Source organism: Lysinibacillus sp. GJ-1 (genome assembly GCF_021166035.1).
Lineage (GTDB): Bacteria > Bacillota > Bacilli > Bacillales_A > Planococcaceae > Lysinibacillus > Lysinibacillus sphaericus.
Map to the genome: position 1 here is coordinate 1,848,113 of NZ_CP088912.1, position 17,010 is coordinate 1,865,122.

At 41.2% G+C, this 17,010-nt stretch carries 15 protein-coding genes and 1 pseudogene; 11 read left to right on the plus strand and 5 right to left on the minus strand.

What is annotated here, in order from left to right; genetic code table 11:
- Positions 1-44 precede the first annotated feature (44 nt).
- The 11 genes and pseudogenes from LO754_RS08680 (at position 45) to LO754_RS08730 (ending at position 11,454) form a co-directional block, all read left to right on the plus strand.
- Positions 45-1,274: a M20 family metallopeptidase gene (locus LO754_RS08680; RefSeq protein ID WP_231786037.1), complete on the plus strand. Its 1,230-nt coding sequence runs from the start codon at positions 45-47 to the stop codon at positions 1,272-1,274.
- Positions 1,274-2,356 carry a tartrate dehydrogenase gene (locus LO754_RS08685; protein ID WP_025219239.1) on the plus strand — a complete coding sequence of 361 codons (1,083 nt, stop codon included), beginning with the start codon at positions 1,274-1,276 and terminating at the stop codon, positions 2,354-2,356. The genes LO754_RS08680 and LO754_RS08685 overlap by 1 nt, the downstream gene beginning before the upstream one ends.
- 1 nt (position 2,357) lies before the next feature.
- Entirely contained in the window at positions 2,358-3,104 is a 747-nt protein-coding gene (locus LO754_RS08690; protein ID WP_231786038.1) for a glucose 1-dehydrogenase, read from the plus strand.
- A gap of 25 nt (positions 3,105-3,129) precedes the next feature.
- Positions 3,130-4,566 (plus strand): annotated as a pseudogene (locus tag LO754_RS08695) (aldehyde dehydrogenase family protein).
- Between the two features lie 14 nt (positions 4,567-4,580).
- A complete protein-coding gene (locus LO754_RS08700; protein WP_231786039.1) occupies positions 4,581-5,609 on the plus strand; it encodes an ABC transporter ATP-binding protein in 1,029 nt (342 codons plus the stop codon).
- Complete coding sequence (locus tag LO754_RS08705) at positions 5,584-6,561, plus strand: ABC transporter ATP-binding protein (protein ID WP_229389392.1); 978 nt, start codon at positions 5,584-5,586, stop codon at positions 6,559-6,561. Before LO754_RS08700 ends, LO754_RS08705 begins: the two co-directional genes overlap by 26 nt.
- Positions 6,562-6,596: 35 nt before the next feature.
- Positions 6,597-7,583, plus strand: coding sequence for a P1 family peptidase (locus LO754_RS08710; RefSeq protein ID WP_231786040.1), 987 nt, complete (start codon positions 6,597-6,599; stop codon positions 7,581-7,583).
- Positions 7,584-7,609: 26 nt separating this feature from the next.
- Complete coding sequence (locus LO754_RS08715) at positions 7,610-9,139, plus strand: ABC transporter substrate-binding protein (RefSeq protein ID WP_231786301.1); 1,530 nt, start codon at positions 7,610-7,612, stop codon at positions 9,137-9,139.
- A 16-nt stretch (positions 9,140-9,155) separates the two neighbouring features.
- Positions 9,156-10,097 (plus strand): ABC transporter permease, encoded by a 942-nt coding sequence (locus LO754_RS08720; RefSeq protein ID WP_025219246.1) that lies wholly within the window; start codon positions 9,156-9,158, stop codon positions 10,095-10,097.
- 12 nt (positions 10,098-10,109) lie between these two features.
- Complete coding sequence (locus LO754_RS08725; protein ID WP_231786041.1) at positions 10,110-10,934, plus strand: ABC transporter permease; 825 nt, start codon at positions 10,110-10,112, stop codon at positions 10,932-10,934.
- A gap of 79 nt (positions 10,935-11,013) precedes the next feature.
- A complete protein-coding gene (locus LO754_RS08730; RefSeq protein ID WP_231786042.1) occupies positions 11,014-11,454 on the plus strand; it encodes a GNAT family N-acetyltransferase in 441 nt (146 codons plus the stop codon).
- A gap of 186 nt (positions 11,455-11,640) precedes the next feature.
- Here the strand turns inward: LO754_RS08730 and LO754_RS08735 are convergent, their stop codons facing one another.
- From LO754_RS08735 to LO754_RS08755, 5 genes are all read right to left on the minus strand, one after another.
- A complete protein-coding gene (locus LO754_RS08735) occupies positions 11,641-12,603 on the minus strand; it encodes a carbohydrate kinase family protein (RefSeq protein ID WP_231786043.1) in 963 nt (320 codons plus the stop codon).
- A gap of 27 nt (positions 12,604-12,630) precedes the next feature.
- Positions 12,631-13,509 carry a DMT family transporter gene (locus LO754_RS08740; RefSeq protein ID WP_024363496.1) on the minus strand — a complete coding sequence of 293 codons (879 nt, stop codon included), beginning with the start codon at positions 13,507-13,509 and terminating at the stop codon, positions 12,631-12,633.
- A gap of 110 nt (positions 13,510-13,619) precedes the next feature.
- Positions 13,620-14,870: a glutamate-5-semialdehyde dehydrogenase gene (locus LO754_RS08745; protein WP_229389406.1), complete on the minus strand. Its 1,251-nt coding sequence runs from the start codon at positions 14,868-14,870 to the stop codon at positions 13,620-13,622.
- A gap of 11 nt (positions 14,871-14,881) precedes the next feature.
- Entirely contained in the window at positions 14,882-15,976 is a 1,095-nt protein-coding gene (gene proB, locus LO754_RS08750; protein ID WP_024363498.1) for a glutamate 5-kinase, read from the minus strand.
- Positions 15,977-16,468: 492 nt separating this feature from the next.
- Positions 16,469-16,852, minus strand: a complete 384-nt coding sequence (locus tag LO754_RS08755) for a hypothetical protein (RefSeq protein WP_024363499.1) — start codon at positions 16,850-16,852, stop codon at positions 16,469-16,471.
- Positions 16,853-17,010 lie beyond the last annotated feature (158 nt).

Consider the following 17,010-nt stretch of genomic DNA (forward strand, 5'->3'; position numbering starts at 1 on the left):
AATATAAATTGTAAATATTTTCTAATATAAAGGGGGCTTTATATATGCTTGAACCAACGATCAAGACAACGGCAACGTATCAACGAGATCGGGAAACGGTTATTGCCTTAACACAAAAGCTCGTGCGGATTGAAAGTGTCTATCGCGAAAATGACCCGCATGGCAATGAACAGGAAGTAGCCAATTACGTGGCGCAATGCTTGCGGGCTAGCGGTATTGAAACGTTTGTCGAAGAAGTTGTACCTGGTAGACCGAATGTTATTGGCATTATTGATTCGGGAAAGCCAGGGAAAACGCTACTTTTTGAAGGACATACAGATGTTGTAACCGAAGGCAATCGTGAAGCATGGACATATGATCCTTTCGGTGCGGAAATTATTGATGGACGTATGTATGGACGCGGGACGAATGATACAAAAGGTAATCTCGCCTGTATGATAACAGCTTGTCAGTCATTGCTACTAGATGGCGAGGAATTTACGGGCAAAATTATTTTATGTATCCCATGTGATGAAGAAGGGCTTATGTTAGGCATAAAACATTTTATTCGCAATGGCTGGGCGGATGGCGTAGATGGTGCCATTATTTGTGAGCCACAAGAAAATAATGTTTGCATTGCACAACGCGGTGCTATTCGCTTACAGGTCGATATTTTCGGCAAAATGGCACATGGCGCGATTTCTTGGAGTGGCATTAATCCGAATTGGCGGATGGCACGCTTGATTGTGGAGCTTGAAAAGTTAGAAAAAGAAGAGCAAGCGCGTTTAGGTCGTGATCCAATGCTTAACTGGCCATCCATTACACCAACGATTTTACGTGCACCAGTAAAAGGGGATGCGCAAATTAATGTAATCCCTGATCATTGTATGACGACGCTAGATATTCGCACCGTTCCAGCCCAGGATCATGATGAATTATTAGGCAAAATCGATGCCATTATTCAACGACTCCAAGCAGATGATCCGGACTTTCAAGTGGAGCTTACGGTGCTGGATAATCGCCCAGCAACCGCTACTGCAAAAGAACAGCCAGTTGTCCAAGCTATTTACGAAGCGGTAGCAGAGGTGACGCAAAAAGAGCCAATTTATAACGGAGTGCCAGGTGCTACTGATGGAACCTTCCTCCATGTACATGGTATACCAATCGTCACTGTTGGGGCGGGTGACCGTGAACTACCGCATCAAATTGATGAATATGTCGATATTGAAGAGCTTGCAGAAACGACGGCTATTTATCGTTTAGCAGCATTAAAGTTTTTAGCAGGTGATGCATAATGGTCAAAATCGCAGTTATTCCTGGAGACGGTATTGGTAAGGAAGTGATGGCAGAAGCATTAAAAGTGCTTGCACAACTGCGCCAAGATGAACCATCTTTAGACATTGAAACGACCATTTTTCCGTGGAGCTCGGATTATTATGTACAGCATGGTTGTATGATGCCAAAAGATGCGCTCACTACATTAAGAAACTATGATGCGATATTGTTCGGTGCGATTGGTGATGCGCGTGTACCAGATGATGTTACGATATGGGAATTTATTATGCCGATTCGTAAACAATTCCAGCAATATGTCAATTTTAGACCAGTCAAATCACTACAGGGCATTGCTTCACCATTGGCGAATAGCAAAGATATCGATATGGTTATTTTCCGTGAAAATACAGAAGGGGAATATTCGAATAGTGGTGGACATATTTATCATAACCAGCCACAGGAAATGGCGATTCAAAATACGATAATGACACGGCTCGGTGTTGAAAAAATTGTACAAGCCGCGTGTGATTATGCTCATCAAAATGGCAAGTCGAAAATTACCAGTGCAACGAAATCAAACGCCATTATCTATGCTATGAAATTTTGGGATGAGATGACGAAAGATGTTGTGGCACAAGCTTCGCCAACTTTAACGTTGGAATCTCTCTATATCGATGCATTAGTCGCTTATTTTGTAGAGCGGCCGCAAGATTTTGAAGTAGTGGTGGCATCGAATTTATTCGGCGATATTTTATCGGATTTAGGGTCGGCACTTGTTGGAGGGCTAGGGTTATCTCCTTCGGCAAATTTAAATCCTGAAAAAGCATTTCCATCAATGTTTGAACCAGTGCACGGTTCTGCACCCAATATTGCAGGGAAAGGGATTGCTAATCCGATTGCGCAAATTTGGTCACTTGCGTTATTGCTTGGGCATATTGGAAGACCTGATTTAGAAAAGCGAATCGTTGCGGCAATTGAAGCAGTGTTAATCGAGGGAGCCGTGCAAACAGCGGATATTGGCGGACAGGCAACAACTACACAAATGGGGGATGCCATTTGTCTGGCGCTTGAAAATATTAAACAAACAGCAAGGGGTGTGTAAGATGGCAGTTACACAGCAAGTAATCATTGTGACAGGTGCTGGTGGAGGAATGGGGAAGGCGATTATAGAAGACCAACTGGGCAAAGGGCATATTGTGATAGGTCTTGACTTATCGGTTACTTCACTGGCACATCTAGCGCAACAATCTTTGCAAACATATGAAGTCAATGTTTTGCAAGAAGATAGCATACAAGCCATTGTCCATGAAGTTTACGCCAAGTATGGACGAATTGATGGGTTGGTCAATGCATTAGGCATTGCACAGGCTGCGACGCCGATTGAGCAAGTAACAATGGATGATTGGAATCGACTAATGGACGTAAATGTGAAAAGTCTGTTTATTACAACAAAGGCCATTGTGCCGTATATGAAGAAGCGGAAAAAAGGTTCGATTGTGACCATTGCATCGATTTCTGCGGTGCGTCCTCGTCCCGGTTTGCAGGTGTATATTGCTTCTAAAGGAGCGGCGGAAAGCTTTACACGTGGGCTGGCAATTGAGCTTGCCTCCCATCAAATTCGGGTCAATACCATTCATCCAGGACCAGCAGACACGCAAATGCTAGCGCAGTTTACTGCACATAATGCAGATGCTGAACATGCAAAGTACAATGTTTTTATACAATCAGTGCCACTTGGCCGTTTAGTCGACCCATCTGATATTGCAAGTGCCGTAAGTTACCTACTATCAGATGCAGCAGGCATGGTAACAGGGACAACGTTACATGTAGACGGAGGCCGTGGCTTATAGGAGGAGTACGATGCACATTATACCGATGCTAATAAATGGAAAGTGGGTACAAGGAGAAGGTCAGGCGTTTATAGATGTTGTCAATCCTTCTACTGGTGAAGTACTCGCGCAACTAAAAAATGCTAGTAAGGCACAGGTAGATGAGGCGGTACAAGCTGCACGTATTGCGGTTGAAAGTGAAGAGTGGCGCCAAGTGAAAGCTTTTGAGCGTGGTCAGCTATTACTCGAACTGGCACAGTATATTCGCATGCATGCTGAAGAATGGAGTTTGCTAGAATGTCGGGATGTTGGAAAGCCCTTAACACAAGCACGTGCCGATGTTGAAGCAGCAGCACGTTACTTTGAGTTTTACGGTGGGGCTGCCGATAAGCTTATGGGAGACACGATTCCTATCGAAGACGGTATATTAAATGCTGTCGTGCTAGAACCTGTAGGGATTACCGTCCATATTGTACCGTGGAATTATCCTTTACAAATTACGGCAAGAAGCGTTGCCGCAGCAATTGCAACAGGAAATGCAGTCATAGTCAAAAGTGCAGAAGATACCCCGTTGACAACCCATGCGATGACACAATGGTTTGCCCGAAAATTCCCAAAAGGGATTTTTCAACATATTACGGGATTAGGTCGTGAGGTAGGCCCGTTGTTAACGAGGCATCCTGACATTAATCATATTACATTTACTGGTTCTGTTGCTACGGGTATAGAAGTGATGAAAGCAGCAGCCCAAAACATCGTACCTGTCACATTAGAACTCGGTGGAAAGTCCCCGAATATTGTGTTTGCGGATGCGCCAATGGAACAGGCATTAGAAGGCGTAGTCCGTGCCATTATTCAAAATGCGGGGCAAACATGCTCTGCTGGTGCGCGCTTACTAATTGAAGAAGATGCAAAAGCGTTGTTTATCAAGCGGTTAGTTGACAGGTTTCAAACTTTGAAGATTGGTAGGAGAAGCTGATGTTGATATGGTACTTTATTAAATGAACGGCAATATGTAAAGATTTCCGCACTGTTGCAACAAGCAAAAGAGGATGGTTATGTGATCACGGGTGGCGACACGCTAACAATAAAAGGCTATGAAAAAGGTTACTATATCCAACCAACGATTCTCGATGGCGTAGATGCCGACGCTGAACTGGCGCAGGAGGAAATTTTCGGACCGGTGTTAACTATATTGACGTTTTCAACAGTGGAGGAAGCAATTGCCTTAGCCAATGGTACGGATTATGGATTAGTAGCTGGTGTTTGGTCTAAAGATTTAGACACGGCTCATTATGTGGCTAGTCGAGTGAAGGCAGGACAAGTATTTGTCAATAATTACGGCGCAGCAGGTGGGATTCAAATGCCGTTTGGTGGTTATAAAAAGAGCGGAATCGGTCGTGAAAAAGGCTTTGTGGCACTAAGAAATTATACCCAAATGAAAAATATTGCGATACGCTATGCAACACCTGAGCGTACGTGAACAGGGGGGAGCTTGTGGAACAAGCACAAGACAAGCAAGTGTTGTTGGAAGTAAAGCAATTACACGTCCAATTTCATTTAAAAAATGGGAAAAAGGCAAAAGTAGTCGATGATGTTAGCTTTGTTATTTATAAAGGTGAGACGGTAGCACTTGTAGGGGAATCAGGCAGTGGCAAGAGTATAACATCGCTGTCAATCATGCGCTTGCTTCCGATGCCTCCTGGAGAAATATCCGCTGGTACCATTACATTAAACGATAAAAATCTACTCGATATGAATAATAAAGAAATGAGTAAGATTCGAGGCAATGAAGTGAGCATGATTTTTCAAGAACCGATGACATCACTTGACCCCGTTTTTACCATTGGCAATCAAATGATGGAAGCGATTCGTAGGCATCAAAAAATATCTACAAAACAAGCGAAAGAAAAGTCACTACAACTATTAAAAGAAGTGGGTATCGCCAATGCAGAAAAGGTTCTCACTGAATACCCGCATCAGTTATCTGGTGGCATGCGACAACGTGTGATGATTGCTATTGCCATGTCCAATAACCCCCAACTATTGATTGCAGATGAGCCGACAACGGCATTGGATGTTACGGTGCAAGCACAAATTGTAACGTTAATGATGAAGCTGAAAAAAGAACAGCAATCAGCCATTTTGTTTATAACACATGATATGAGTGTTGTTGCTGAAACCGCAGATCGCGTCATGGTGATGTATGCTGGGCAAATTGTGGAGCAAGCGCCTGTTCGTGCGTTATTTCTCGAACCGAAACATCCCTATACAATTGCCTTATTAAAAACGATGCCTACCTTAGAAACTGATATAAAAAGGTTACCATCTATCCCAGGCACTGTACCACCTGCCTATGCATTACCAGAAGGCTGTCGTTTTGCACCACGTTGTCCATTTGTGATGGAGCATTGCCGTCATGTTTTACCAGAAGTTACGTTGTTGCAGCATCAACATCATGTAAGGTGTCATTTATACACGGAAGAAGGGGCGTTGGTAAATGACGGACAAAGAAGTATTACTTGAAATTCATCATTTAAAAGCTTATTTTCCTGTGAAACGTAAGTCTATGAAAGAAGCAAAAAAAGTCGTTAAGGCTGTTGATGATATTTCAATTGACATCTTCCGTGGGGAGACACTTGGTATTGTTGGGGAATCAGGGTCTGGAAAGTCAACATTTGGGCGCGCGATTTTAAAGCTTGTTGAACCGACAGCTGGAGAAATTTTGTATAAAGGCCAAGCCATTCATCATTTGAAGGGGCGCGAATTGCAAAAATATCGCAACCAAATGCAAATGATTTTTCAAGATCCCTTTGCATCATTAAATCCACGCATGCGTATAGGCGCCATTATTGAGGAACCAATGGCTTTACAATTGTCATTAACGAAAGAGCAGCGTAAAAAACGGGTCAGAGAACTATTACAAAAGGTTGGTTTACCGGAAGATGCTATGCACAAATTTCCCCATGAATTTTCAGGTGGGCAAAGACAACGAATAGGCATTGCCCGAGCACTTGCCATCAATCCGGAGTTTATCATAGCAGATGAGCCAGTTTCTGCTTTAGATGTTTCCATACAATCACAAGTATTAAACTTGATGATGGATTTACAGGATGAATTTCAATTAACATATTTATTTATTTCCCATGATTTAAGTGTTGTCAAACATATTAGCGATCGTGTTGCAGTGCTGTATTTAGGAAGGATTGTGGAAGTAGGCACAAAAAAAGAATTGTATGCACATCCACTTCATCCATATACACAAGCATTACTTTCAGCGATTCCTGTTGTGAATTTTGATGAACCGAAGCAATTAGTCCCATTACAGGGGGAGCTACCAAGCCCGATGAATCCACCGATTGGTTGCGTGTTCCATACGCGCTGTCCGTTTGTCATGGAGCAATGTCGGCTAGCGCGCCCTCCATTGCAACAAAAAAATGAGCATCAGCAAGTAGCGTGCTTTTTATATGAAAAATAATCAGAATATTCAATTTTTAAAAAGGGGGTGGGTTAATGTTTGGCAATATTACCGATGTACCAGGCGTGAAAGTAGGGCATGCGGAAGATAGAGAAGGCATAACGGGATGCTCCGTTATTTTAGTGGAAGATGGTGCTGTTTGTGGTGTCGACGTGCGAGGCTCTGCACCAGGCACACGTGAAACAGATGCATTGGATCCTATTAATGAAATTCAACAAGTGCATGGCATTTGTCTAGCGGGTGGCAGTGCATTTGGTTTGGATGCCGCAACAGGTGTTATGCATTACTTAGAGGAACAAGGTGTAGGGGTAGATGCGGGTGTTACCAAAATACCAATTGTACCTAGTGCAGTATTATTTGATTTATTTATTGGTGACGCACATATAAGACCATCAGCTCAGATGGGTTATGAAGCAGCGAAAAATGCCAAGATTGGTGCTTTTGTAAATGGCAATATTGGCGCAGGCTATGGTGCAACAGTTGGGAAATTAGCAGGTCCACAATTTTGTATGAAAGGTGGTTTAGGCAGTAGCTCGCTTGTAGGGAAGGATGGGCTTATCGTAGGGGCTATGGTAGCGGTCAATGCAGTAGGCGATGTAAAGGATCCTACTACTCGAACAACGATTGCTGGGGCGCGTAACCGAGCAACAGGGCAATGGCTGGATAGTTGTTCCCATTTAGAAGAGCATGGTCAATCTCAGGCACTCGCTGGTACCAATACGACCATTGGCGTTGTTGCGATGAATGCAAAGTTAACAAAGGCAGAGGCGAAAAAAATCGCACAACTAGCACAAAATGCCTTAGCACGTACGATTTATCCTGTCCATACTATGCTAGACGGTGATACGATTTTTGTTTTAGGTACAGGACAGCAAACGTATCCAGTGGACTATATTGGACACTTAGCGACAAAGGTCGTGGAGGAAGCGATTATTGCTGGTGTTAAAGGTGCTACTCAATTAGAGGACGTAGAAAGTTATATAAGTATTCAACAACAGCATAAAGGGGGAGAAATACTTTGAAGCAGAGTAGAAATTGGGTTTTCCTAATGTTGTTATTGCTTTTAGGGGTAATGATTAGCGCATGTTCAAATGATAATGACAAAAAAGATACAAATAAAGTACCGACAAATGCGCCAGTAACAACAGATACACCGCAAGAAATTGTAGTCCGCATTAATGACGACCCGGATTTTTTAGATCCTCATAAAGCAACAGCCTCGATTTCCTATCAGATGATTCTTAATATTTTTGAAGGATTGATGGCACCCGAAACAGATGGCTCCTTAAAAGAAGGGCTTGCGGAAAGCTATGAAATTTCACAGGATGGTTTAACTTATACGTTTAAAATTCGTTCAGGTGTGAAATTTCATAATGGCGAGGATTTAACAATAGAAGATATTCAATATTCGTTTGATCGCTTAATGGGCAAAAATGGTGGCGAAAAAATGTCGAATAACTTTGATAATGTAGCATCTACCGAAGCCCCAGATACAACGACTTTTGTCATTAAGTTAAAAGAACCGAATTCCAATTTCCTCTATTCCTTGACTGCTCGCCAAGCCGCCATTATACCGAAAAGTAATGACGGCAAGCATAATGAAAACCCAATCGGGACTGGTCCTTTTGCTTATGTGAAATATGCTCCAGGCTCAAATTTAGTGTTGAAAAAGAATGAAAGCTATTGGAAAGAAGGCTTGCCTTACTTAAATAAAGTAACTTTTGCGTTCCAATCCGATGATCAAGCAGCCATTATGAGCTTAATGGCAAATGAAGTTGATTTAACAAGTGTCCCTTGGCAACGGGTAAATGAGGTGGAAAATAGTCATCATTTATCGCATCAAAACAATAACTCTTCTTTAATTGTCACGTTTAATGAAACGAAAGCACCGTTTGATAATATCAAAGTGCGTCAGGCTATGAACTATGCCATCAGTAAAGCGGATATTATTGATTCTGTCTTTGCTGGTTATGCTGTACCACTTGGCTCGAACATGAGTCCAGCAATGGGAGACTATCAAAAGAAAGGGTTAGAAGATAAGTACAAGCTTGATGTGGCAAAAGTAAAGGCATTATTAGCTGAAGCAGGGTACCCAGACGGCTTTAAAACCAAAATTACTGTATCTTCTCATAACGATATTTATTCCAATATAGCGCAAATTGTTGCCGCTAACCTCAAAGAAATTGGTGTAGATGTAGAGATTGAAGTGGTGGAATGGGGGATTTGGCTTGATCGTGTGTACTTTGGTCGCGACTATACTATGACGACGATTGATTTAACAGGTCGTGCCTCTGCCTATGAAATTCTAAATGACTATATTTCTACCAATGAGAGTGAAAACTTCTTCTTATTTAAGAATGAGGAATACGACAACATCATGGCTGACGTTTTAAAGGAAACAGACACGGCAAAGCAAATTGCTTATTACCAACGTGCACAAGAAATTTTAGCGGAGCAGGCAGTGTCGGTTTATGTAGCGGATTACCAAATCGTCTGGGGTTCTGACAAGCAAGTGACAGGGCTGAAGAGTTATCCATTCTGGTTCCATGATATGTCCGAGGTAAAATTCTCAAACTAGAAAGAGATGATTGCAAATGATGTATATGATACGTCGATTCATCCTGTTAATGACAACGATTCTTCTAGTGTCGATGATTACGTTTGGCGTTTTTCAAATTTTACCTGGGGATCCTGTTCGAACAATGTTAGGAACAGAAGCGGATGCAACACAAATTGAAAACTTGCGGTCTGAGCTTGGTTTGAACCGTCCCCTTTATGAACAATACACTGATTGGATAAAGGGACTATTGACAGGAGAATTAGGTCATTCAATTCGTTTCTCCATGCCTGTAAAAGATTTATTGTTGGATAGACTGCCTGTCACGATGTCACTAGCTGTCCTGACATTAACCATTGTATTAATGGTTTCCTTGCCACTTGGCATGTTTGCTGCGAGACGCCAAAATAAGCTGAGTGATGTATCCTTATCGACATTGACACAAATTGGGATGGCGGTGCCTTCATTTTGGCTCGGGATGATGCTGATTTTATATGTGGGTATGCAGTTTAGTTTTTTTAAAATTAGTGGCTATATTCCGTGGTCACAAAGTGTTGCCGGGGCGTTAAGTACGCTTATTCTGCCGGCGTTAACTATCGCTATACCTCAAATTGCTGTCAACTTCCGTTACGTGCGTACGGCCATTTTAGAACAAATGCAACTTGATTATGTACGGACAATTCGCAGTAAGGGGATGTCGGAACAAAATGTGATGTATAAGCATGTGTTAAAAAATGCTATGATTCCGATTTTGACCGTTTTTGGTTTGATAATGGCAGAAGTTGTGGCAGGAACGATTATTGTAGAGCAGGTATTTTCCTTGCCAGGTGTTGGACAGCTATTGATTACAGCGATTAGTAATCGCGATTTCCCACTAGTGCAAGGCATCGTGATGTATATTACGGTAGCCGTTGTTGTTATTAATTTTATCGTCGATATTTTATATTCTGTGTTAGATCCAAGAATCCGATTACGATGAGAGGTGGATGCAATGGACATTGTGAAACGATATATGAAAAATATAAATTTACTCATTGGTCTACTCGTCATCGTCGGGTTTTTACTTGTTATGATTACTAGCTTCTTTTATACGCCATATGATGTGAATATGATGAATATTCCCGAAAAATTACACAGCCCAAGTAGTAAGTATCTATTTGGTACAGATGAATTTGGACGTGATATTTTTAGTCGGATGATGAAGGGGACACAAACAGCCTTTGCGGTAGGTTTATTAACGGTTATTATCGGTACATCATTTGGTATTTTAATCGGTGGACTAGCAGGTTTTCTAGGTGGCTGGGTCGATGAACTATTTATGCGCTTAATGGATGCGCTAATGGCGTTTCCAGGCATAATTTTAGCGTTAATGCTAGTAGCTGTTTTCAGTACTGGCGTTGTCAATACCGCAATTGCCCTTGGTGTGATTGCCATACCTGCTATTGCTCGAATTGCACGCAGTGGCTTTGTCCAACATCGGGATGCCGAATACGTACTAGCCGCTAAATTAATTGGTGTCAAACCTTATAACATTATGTTTCGTCATATTTTACCTAATATATCATCCCAAATTATTGTGGCAGCAACGGTTACTTTTGCGACGGCCATGCTTGCTGAAGCAGCACTAAGTTATCTAGGGCTTGGCGTTCAACCACCAAATCCTAGTTGGGGGCGTATGTTAAAAGATTCGCAAGCGTATTTAGTAAAAGCTTCGTGGTATACATTTGCACCAGGTGGAGCTATTACTCTATTAGTGCTAGGGTTGTATATGTTGAGTAATGCTGTAAGGGATTATATGGACCCCCGCTCCAAATAGTTTTAGTGATTGGCAATGTAATATAAAACGTTCTATACTATAGTAATTATATGCTCATAACTGAGGAGGACTATTATTAATGAACGCAACCATTATTACAACAGACAGTGATTTGCAAACGGCTTTAGCTATTCGCAAAGCTGTATTTATAGAAGAGCAACAAATTCCAGCATCCGAAGAATACGATGAATTTGATACACTCGCTGCGTCTTGTGAACATATTCTTGTGTATATCAATGAACAACCCGTTGGTACAGCTCGATTACGTGTAGTAGACGGCTATGGCAAACTGGAACGAATTTGTATTTTACAGCCATTTCGTAAATGCGGGCTCGGAAAAGTGATCATTGACAAGCTTGAAGGGTTGGCACAGGAGAAAGGTTTAACGCAATCAAAACTTAGTGCACAAGTATATGCAGAGGGCTTTTATGAAAAGTTTGGCTATCGTCGCACAGGAGAGGAATATTTGGACGCAGGCATTCCACATGTTTTAATGAAAAAGCAATTTAACAAGGCTTAACGTGTAGTAGGTTAAATACCCGCGGAATGAGTGCTTTTACCCGCGGAAGTGGAGCATTTACCCGCGAATCGAGTGGCTTTATCCGCGAAAAATATAGAAATACCCGCGCATCGAGATTAAATATGGAAGACCTTTAACTATATAAAACAAACTCCATTTTGCGTATGTCAAAATGGAGTCTTTAATTTAAAAAGAAATAGGGACTTCCTGTAATGTTGGGTAAGATGTGATGGCACCATGTTTTGTTGTGGATGTAGCGGCATAACGATTGGCAAAGGTAAGAAGGGGCGTAGCAAATGTTTCGCAAAAGGCTTCGAGCGACTCTACTGTAATGTTTTTCTGCAACAACGTACTTAAAATGGCACCGATAAAGGCATCACCTGCACCTGTTGTATCAAGCGCTTGTACAACTTCAGCAGCAACTTTTACATGCTGTTGCTTCGTGTAAAGACTAGCTCCTTGTGCACCATGCGTGACGAAAATGACTTGAACCTTGTCTTGAAATAATGACTGCACGGCTTGCTGCTCATCGTCTATATGCGTTAAAAACGATAGTTCATCATCGGAAAGCTTCACGATATGCGCACGCGGAATAAAGTTTAAAATCGTTTGCCGGCATGCTTCAGCGTCATGCCAAAGGGGGAGTCGTACGTTCGGGTCAAAAGAGACAAGACTCCCCGTAGCATGCGCTTGCTCAATAATCGCCTGATGTGTTTGCTTCATTGGACTATCCACCAAGTTCACCGAGCAAAAGTGGAGGATAGCATGAGCTGTTAGTAAATTTGTCGGCAATTGTGCTGGGCTGTACAATAAATCAGCCGCATTTTTTCGATAAAATAAAAAGTCACGTTCACCATCCGCAGTCAAGGACACAAAGGCAAGGCTTGTTTCACCTTCAGTTGTTTGTGCAATATATTGCGTATCTACACCAACTTGTTTCACGGTAGCAATCAAAAAGTCCCCAAATGCATCTTGTCCAACCTGTGTTAGTAGGGCAGCGGGTTGGCCTAATTTTGCACAGACTGCTGCTACATTCGCCGGTGCACCACCCGCATTTTTCGAAAACTGTTCGACCGATAAAAGCGAACCACTTTGTCCAGCGGGCGTAAAATCAATTAAGAGCTCACCAATTGCATACAGTTTTCGCATACAATACCTCCTTGTCCAATCAATGCTTCATTCCTGCAAATGAGCTTTTTGCTTTGGAATATAAATAGTATAAAAAATCCCACCAAAAATGAGTAAGATACCAAGCGTTTGAATAGGGCTAGGCATGAAATCAAGCAGTAGCATATCTAATAAGATAGCGACAACGGGATCTACAAATACTAAAACAGACACTAGTATAGTAGATAGGCTACGAATACTATCAAAAAATAAATAATAAACGAATCCGGTATGAATAAAGCCTGTCCCTAAAATATAAAGCCAATTCGTTGTTGTCAATCCTTCAAATAATGAAAAATCTACAAACGGTACTAGCATCACAATACCTACCGCCGTTTGTATAAATGTTAAGGCATAGGCGCTTAAATTTTTTATCGTTCGGCTTGTTAACATCGTAAATGCATAAAATAAAGCTGAGAGCAATGCCCACACAAAGCCTGACTGCATAAATTCAGATAATGAAATAAAGTTTTGTAAACCAATAATAAAAATACTGCCGATAAAACAAGTTATCGTTGCGACAAGGGCTTGTACAGTCATTTTTTCTTTAAGCAATAACGCCCCTAAAATAAGCACAAAAATAGGTGCTAAATTATAAATTGAAATGGCAATCGAAATCGACATCTCCTCAAAAGCTTTAAATAAAAATACCCAGTTTAAGACGATAAAGACACCACAAAGAAGGGTGCGCAATAGTTCCTTTTTGTTCCACACCTCCGTTTTATGCCCGCCCGTTATTAGCCATAAAGCGCCAAGAAAGAGCGTTGCACAAACACAGCGGATAAAGACTAGCTCTGTAGCGGGTAAGCCAGTATGGATTGTGAAAAAGCCGATGGAGCCAAAAATGGCCATAGACACTGTAAGTTTTATGATTGCTGAGACATTCATAACAAACCTGCTTTCTAGTAGTATGAAATGGCTACTATTTTTTAGCTATTACAATAATGGAGAAACCGACAGCGTTGTCTACTGTCGGCTCTTGTATCATTAGAAAACGATTACTCACGGATTTGCCCATTTCCATGGATGAAATACTTTGTAGATGTTAATGCGGGTAAGCCCATTGGTCCACGGGCATGTAATTTTTGTGTACTAATCCCGATTTCAGCGCCATAGCCGAATTCAAAGCCATCTGTAAAGCGAGTAGAAGCGTTATGATAAACCGCCGCTGCGTCTACATTATTTAAAAATGTATCTGCCACAAGCTGATCTTCAGTAACAATGGCCTCTGAGTGGTTCGTACCGTATTGATTAATGTGTTCGATAGCCTCATAAACGTTTTCAACAATTTTGACGCTAATCTTCAAATCTAAGTACTCCGTTGCAAAGTCTTCCTCTGTAGCGGGCTGCGCAAAATCTACCGCTTGGCAAACTGTCGCATCACCTACAATTGTCACGCCTGCTTCATGTAGTGCATTTAGCAACTGTATACCGTGTTCACTAAACCACTCCGGATGAATCAGTAAGCTTTCTGCTGCATTACAAACAGAAGGACGTTGTGTTTTTGCATTTCGGCAAATGTTTTCTGCTTTTATGTAATCGGCAGTTTGGTCCACATAAATATGGCAATTGCCTGCGCCTGTTTCAAGCACAGGCACGGAAGCTTCTCGAACAACTAAATCAATGAGAGCTTTACCACCGCGTGGAATCAGTACATCAAGGTATTCTTTTAAATGGAATAATTCCTTTGCTGTGTCACGACTTGTATCTTCGATTAATTGCACTGCATCGACTGGGATCGACGTTTTTTCAAGTGCTCGGTGGATACTTGAAACAAGGGCAATATTTGAAAATTTGGCTGAGGAACTACCACGTAATAGTACTGCATTACCCGTTTTCAATGATAATGTGGCTGCATCCACCGTAACATTTGGTCTAGCCTCATAGATCATGCCGATAACCCCAATTGGCACCATACGCTTCTCAATAAGTAAGCCGTTATCCTTTTCAATATGCTCAAGAGTAGTTCCAACTGGATCATTTAATTTCACCAGTAAATGAATGGCATCAGCCATTGCTGTAATACGTTCCTTGTTTAGCATAATACGATCAAGTGTCGAAGTAGCCATGCCTTTTTCTTTCCCATTTGCTAAATCCTTCAAATTTTCTGAAATTAGTATATCTTGATCGATTAGTAATTGTTCCGCAATTTTTGTTAAGGCATCATTTTTTTCGCATGTTGTTTTAATATTTAAAACATAGCTTGCCGCTTTTGCTCGTTTTCCTTTTTGGTATACTTCACTTGTCATTTGAATTCCTCCTATTTCGTTTGTATTTTTAACCATTTATCCCGATGAATAACCTCTATCGGGTAATTGGTTAATTCATCAGTTCGTTTTCCCATGGCGTGTGCTAGCTCAAGTGATGAATATAATACTTCGCCGCGCCCAATCAGTTTATTATGGCTGTAAACCTCGACAACATCACCTTGTTCGAAGTCTCCTTCAACACGATAGACACCTGCAGGCAGTAAGCTTTTGCCATTTTCTAATAATGCATGTTCCGCACCGTTATCTATAAAAATTTTACCAGAAATTTCCGTTAGTGCAATCCACTGTTTGTTATTTGTTAAGACAGCGAGTGCTTCATGCTCTACATATGTCCCATCGCCTTGCCCATCTAAAATATCGATTAGCTTTTGAGCCCCGTAGCCCGTCCCGATAAATACTTTAACGCCTGCATTTAAAGCTGCACGTGCTGCTAATAGTTTGGACTCCATACCACCTGTGCCAACTTTAGAGCCAGCACCGTCAGCGAAGCCTAGCATTTCATCTGTGACTTCAGTTAACCGATCAATTCGTTTTGCTTGCGGATTTTTATTGGGATTGGCATCGTATAAACCATTAATGTCTGTTAGAATAATAAGCTGGTCTGCGTGGACAAGCCCACTGACAAGTGCGGATAGCATATCATTATCGCCAAATGTTAATTCACTGACCGATACCGTATCGTTTTCATTAATAATTGGGAGCATCGAGCGCTCAAGCAATTCCTCAAATGTTGCATAGGCATTTTTATAGCGTTCTTTTTTCGAAAAATCAGTTCGTGTAAGTAAAATCTGAGCAGGCATTATATCATAAATACTAAATAGTGCATGATAGGTTTGGATAAGCAAACTTTGGCCGACTGCTGCTGCTGCTTGTTTCCCTTTTACTGTCACAGGGCGAGAAGGGTAGCCGAGTTGTTTAAAGCCTGCTGCTACAGCACCAGACGAAACTAGTAATACTTCATGTCCACATTTTTTTAATTCTGCAATAGCTTGCACGTGATCCATTAAGCGTACTTTATCAATTTCGCCTTTTGCATTTGTTAAAGAGCTACTGCCGATTTTTACAACAATTCTTTTTCTTTCCATCCTAATTCCTCCAGTTCACCATTTGAGAGCATTCCTACCGCCTAAGCCACAAATTGCTGAATAAAGATAAAAAAAACCTTTTCGTCCTAAAAACTAGGACGAAAAGGTTGCTTTCCGTGGTACCACCTACATTGAATATCTTGAGATATTCCACTTTCCTCATAACGCTTGAGACTGCGCCTAGTTTGGCTAGGACGTTTCACGAAGTAGGTTCTGTAGTCTTTTTTGTACAATGTCTTACAGCCGATGGACATCGCTCTCTTACCAATTAGTTTCTACATACTAATCTTCGTTCGTTTTATGTGTATCATGTATTTTGGAGAGATTATGGCATAGAGTATAACCACAAGTTCTCTTTCGTACTACTAATTGAATAAAGAATGCACTACTTCTTTGTGTCTGTCAAGCTGAATAGAAAAATTGTGTATAAATAAGGATAAATTGCAGAGGTTTGCAACCGCCAATAATTAGTTGAATACTGGGAAGTGACCATTATTTTAACCACCAAATGGCAACGAGTAAAGGGAGCATCGCCAATATCATCACAAAGAAACTCCACAAAATTTGTTTCCCTGTTGTCATGTTTTTAGGTTTAATACTCATTTTTTCATAGAGTTCGTTAATAGCACGTTGCTCTTTTGCATAGAGCATTGATTGAAATTCTTCATAATCTTGAATATAACTAGATGGGGGCCTTGGGCTAAAACGTAGATTTCGAATATCTTCCGTAATATCTTTTTCGCCAATCCAGTAGGTAATAACGGGTGCTAAGCCAGCAGAATGCATTGCTTGAACCTCGATATCGTGTGTTTTCATTTTATAAAAGACATTTCCTTGCTCGTCCTCAAATTCTTGTACAATATCACTTACTGCCATCGACGAATCACCTCTTTCTTAATACAATAGGGATTGAATTCATAGTGTTGAATTCTATTATAATGCATAAACAAAGGGAAATGTTGCGCAAACGAGCATTAATAAGGATAATAATTTTTTATAAAATTTTTTATATATAGTCATAAAGTTACAAGTGG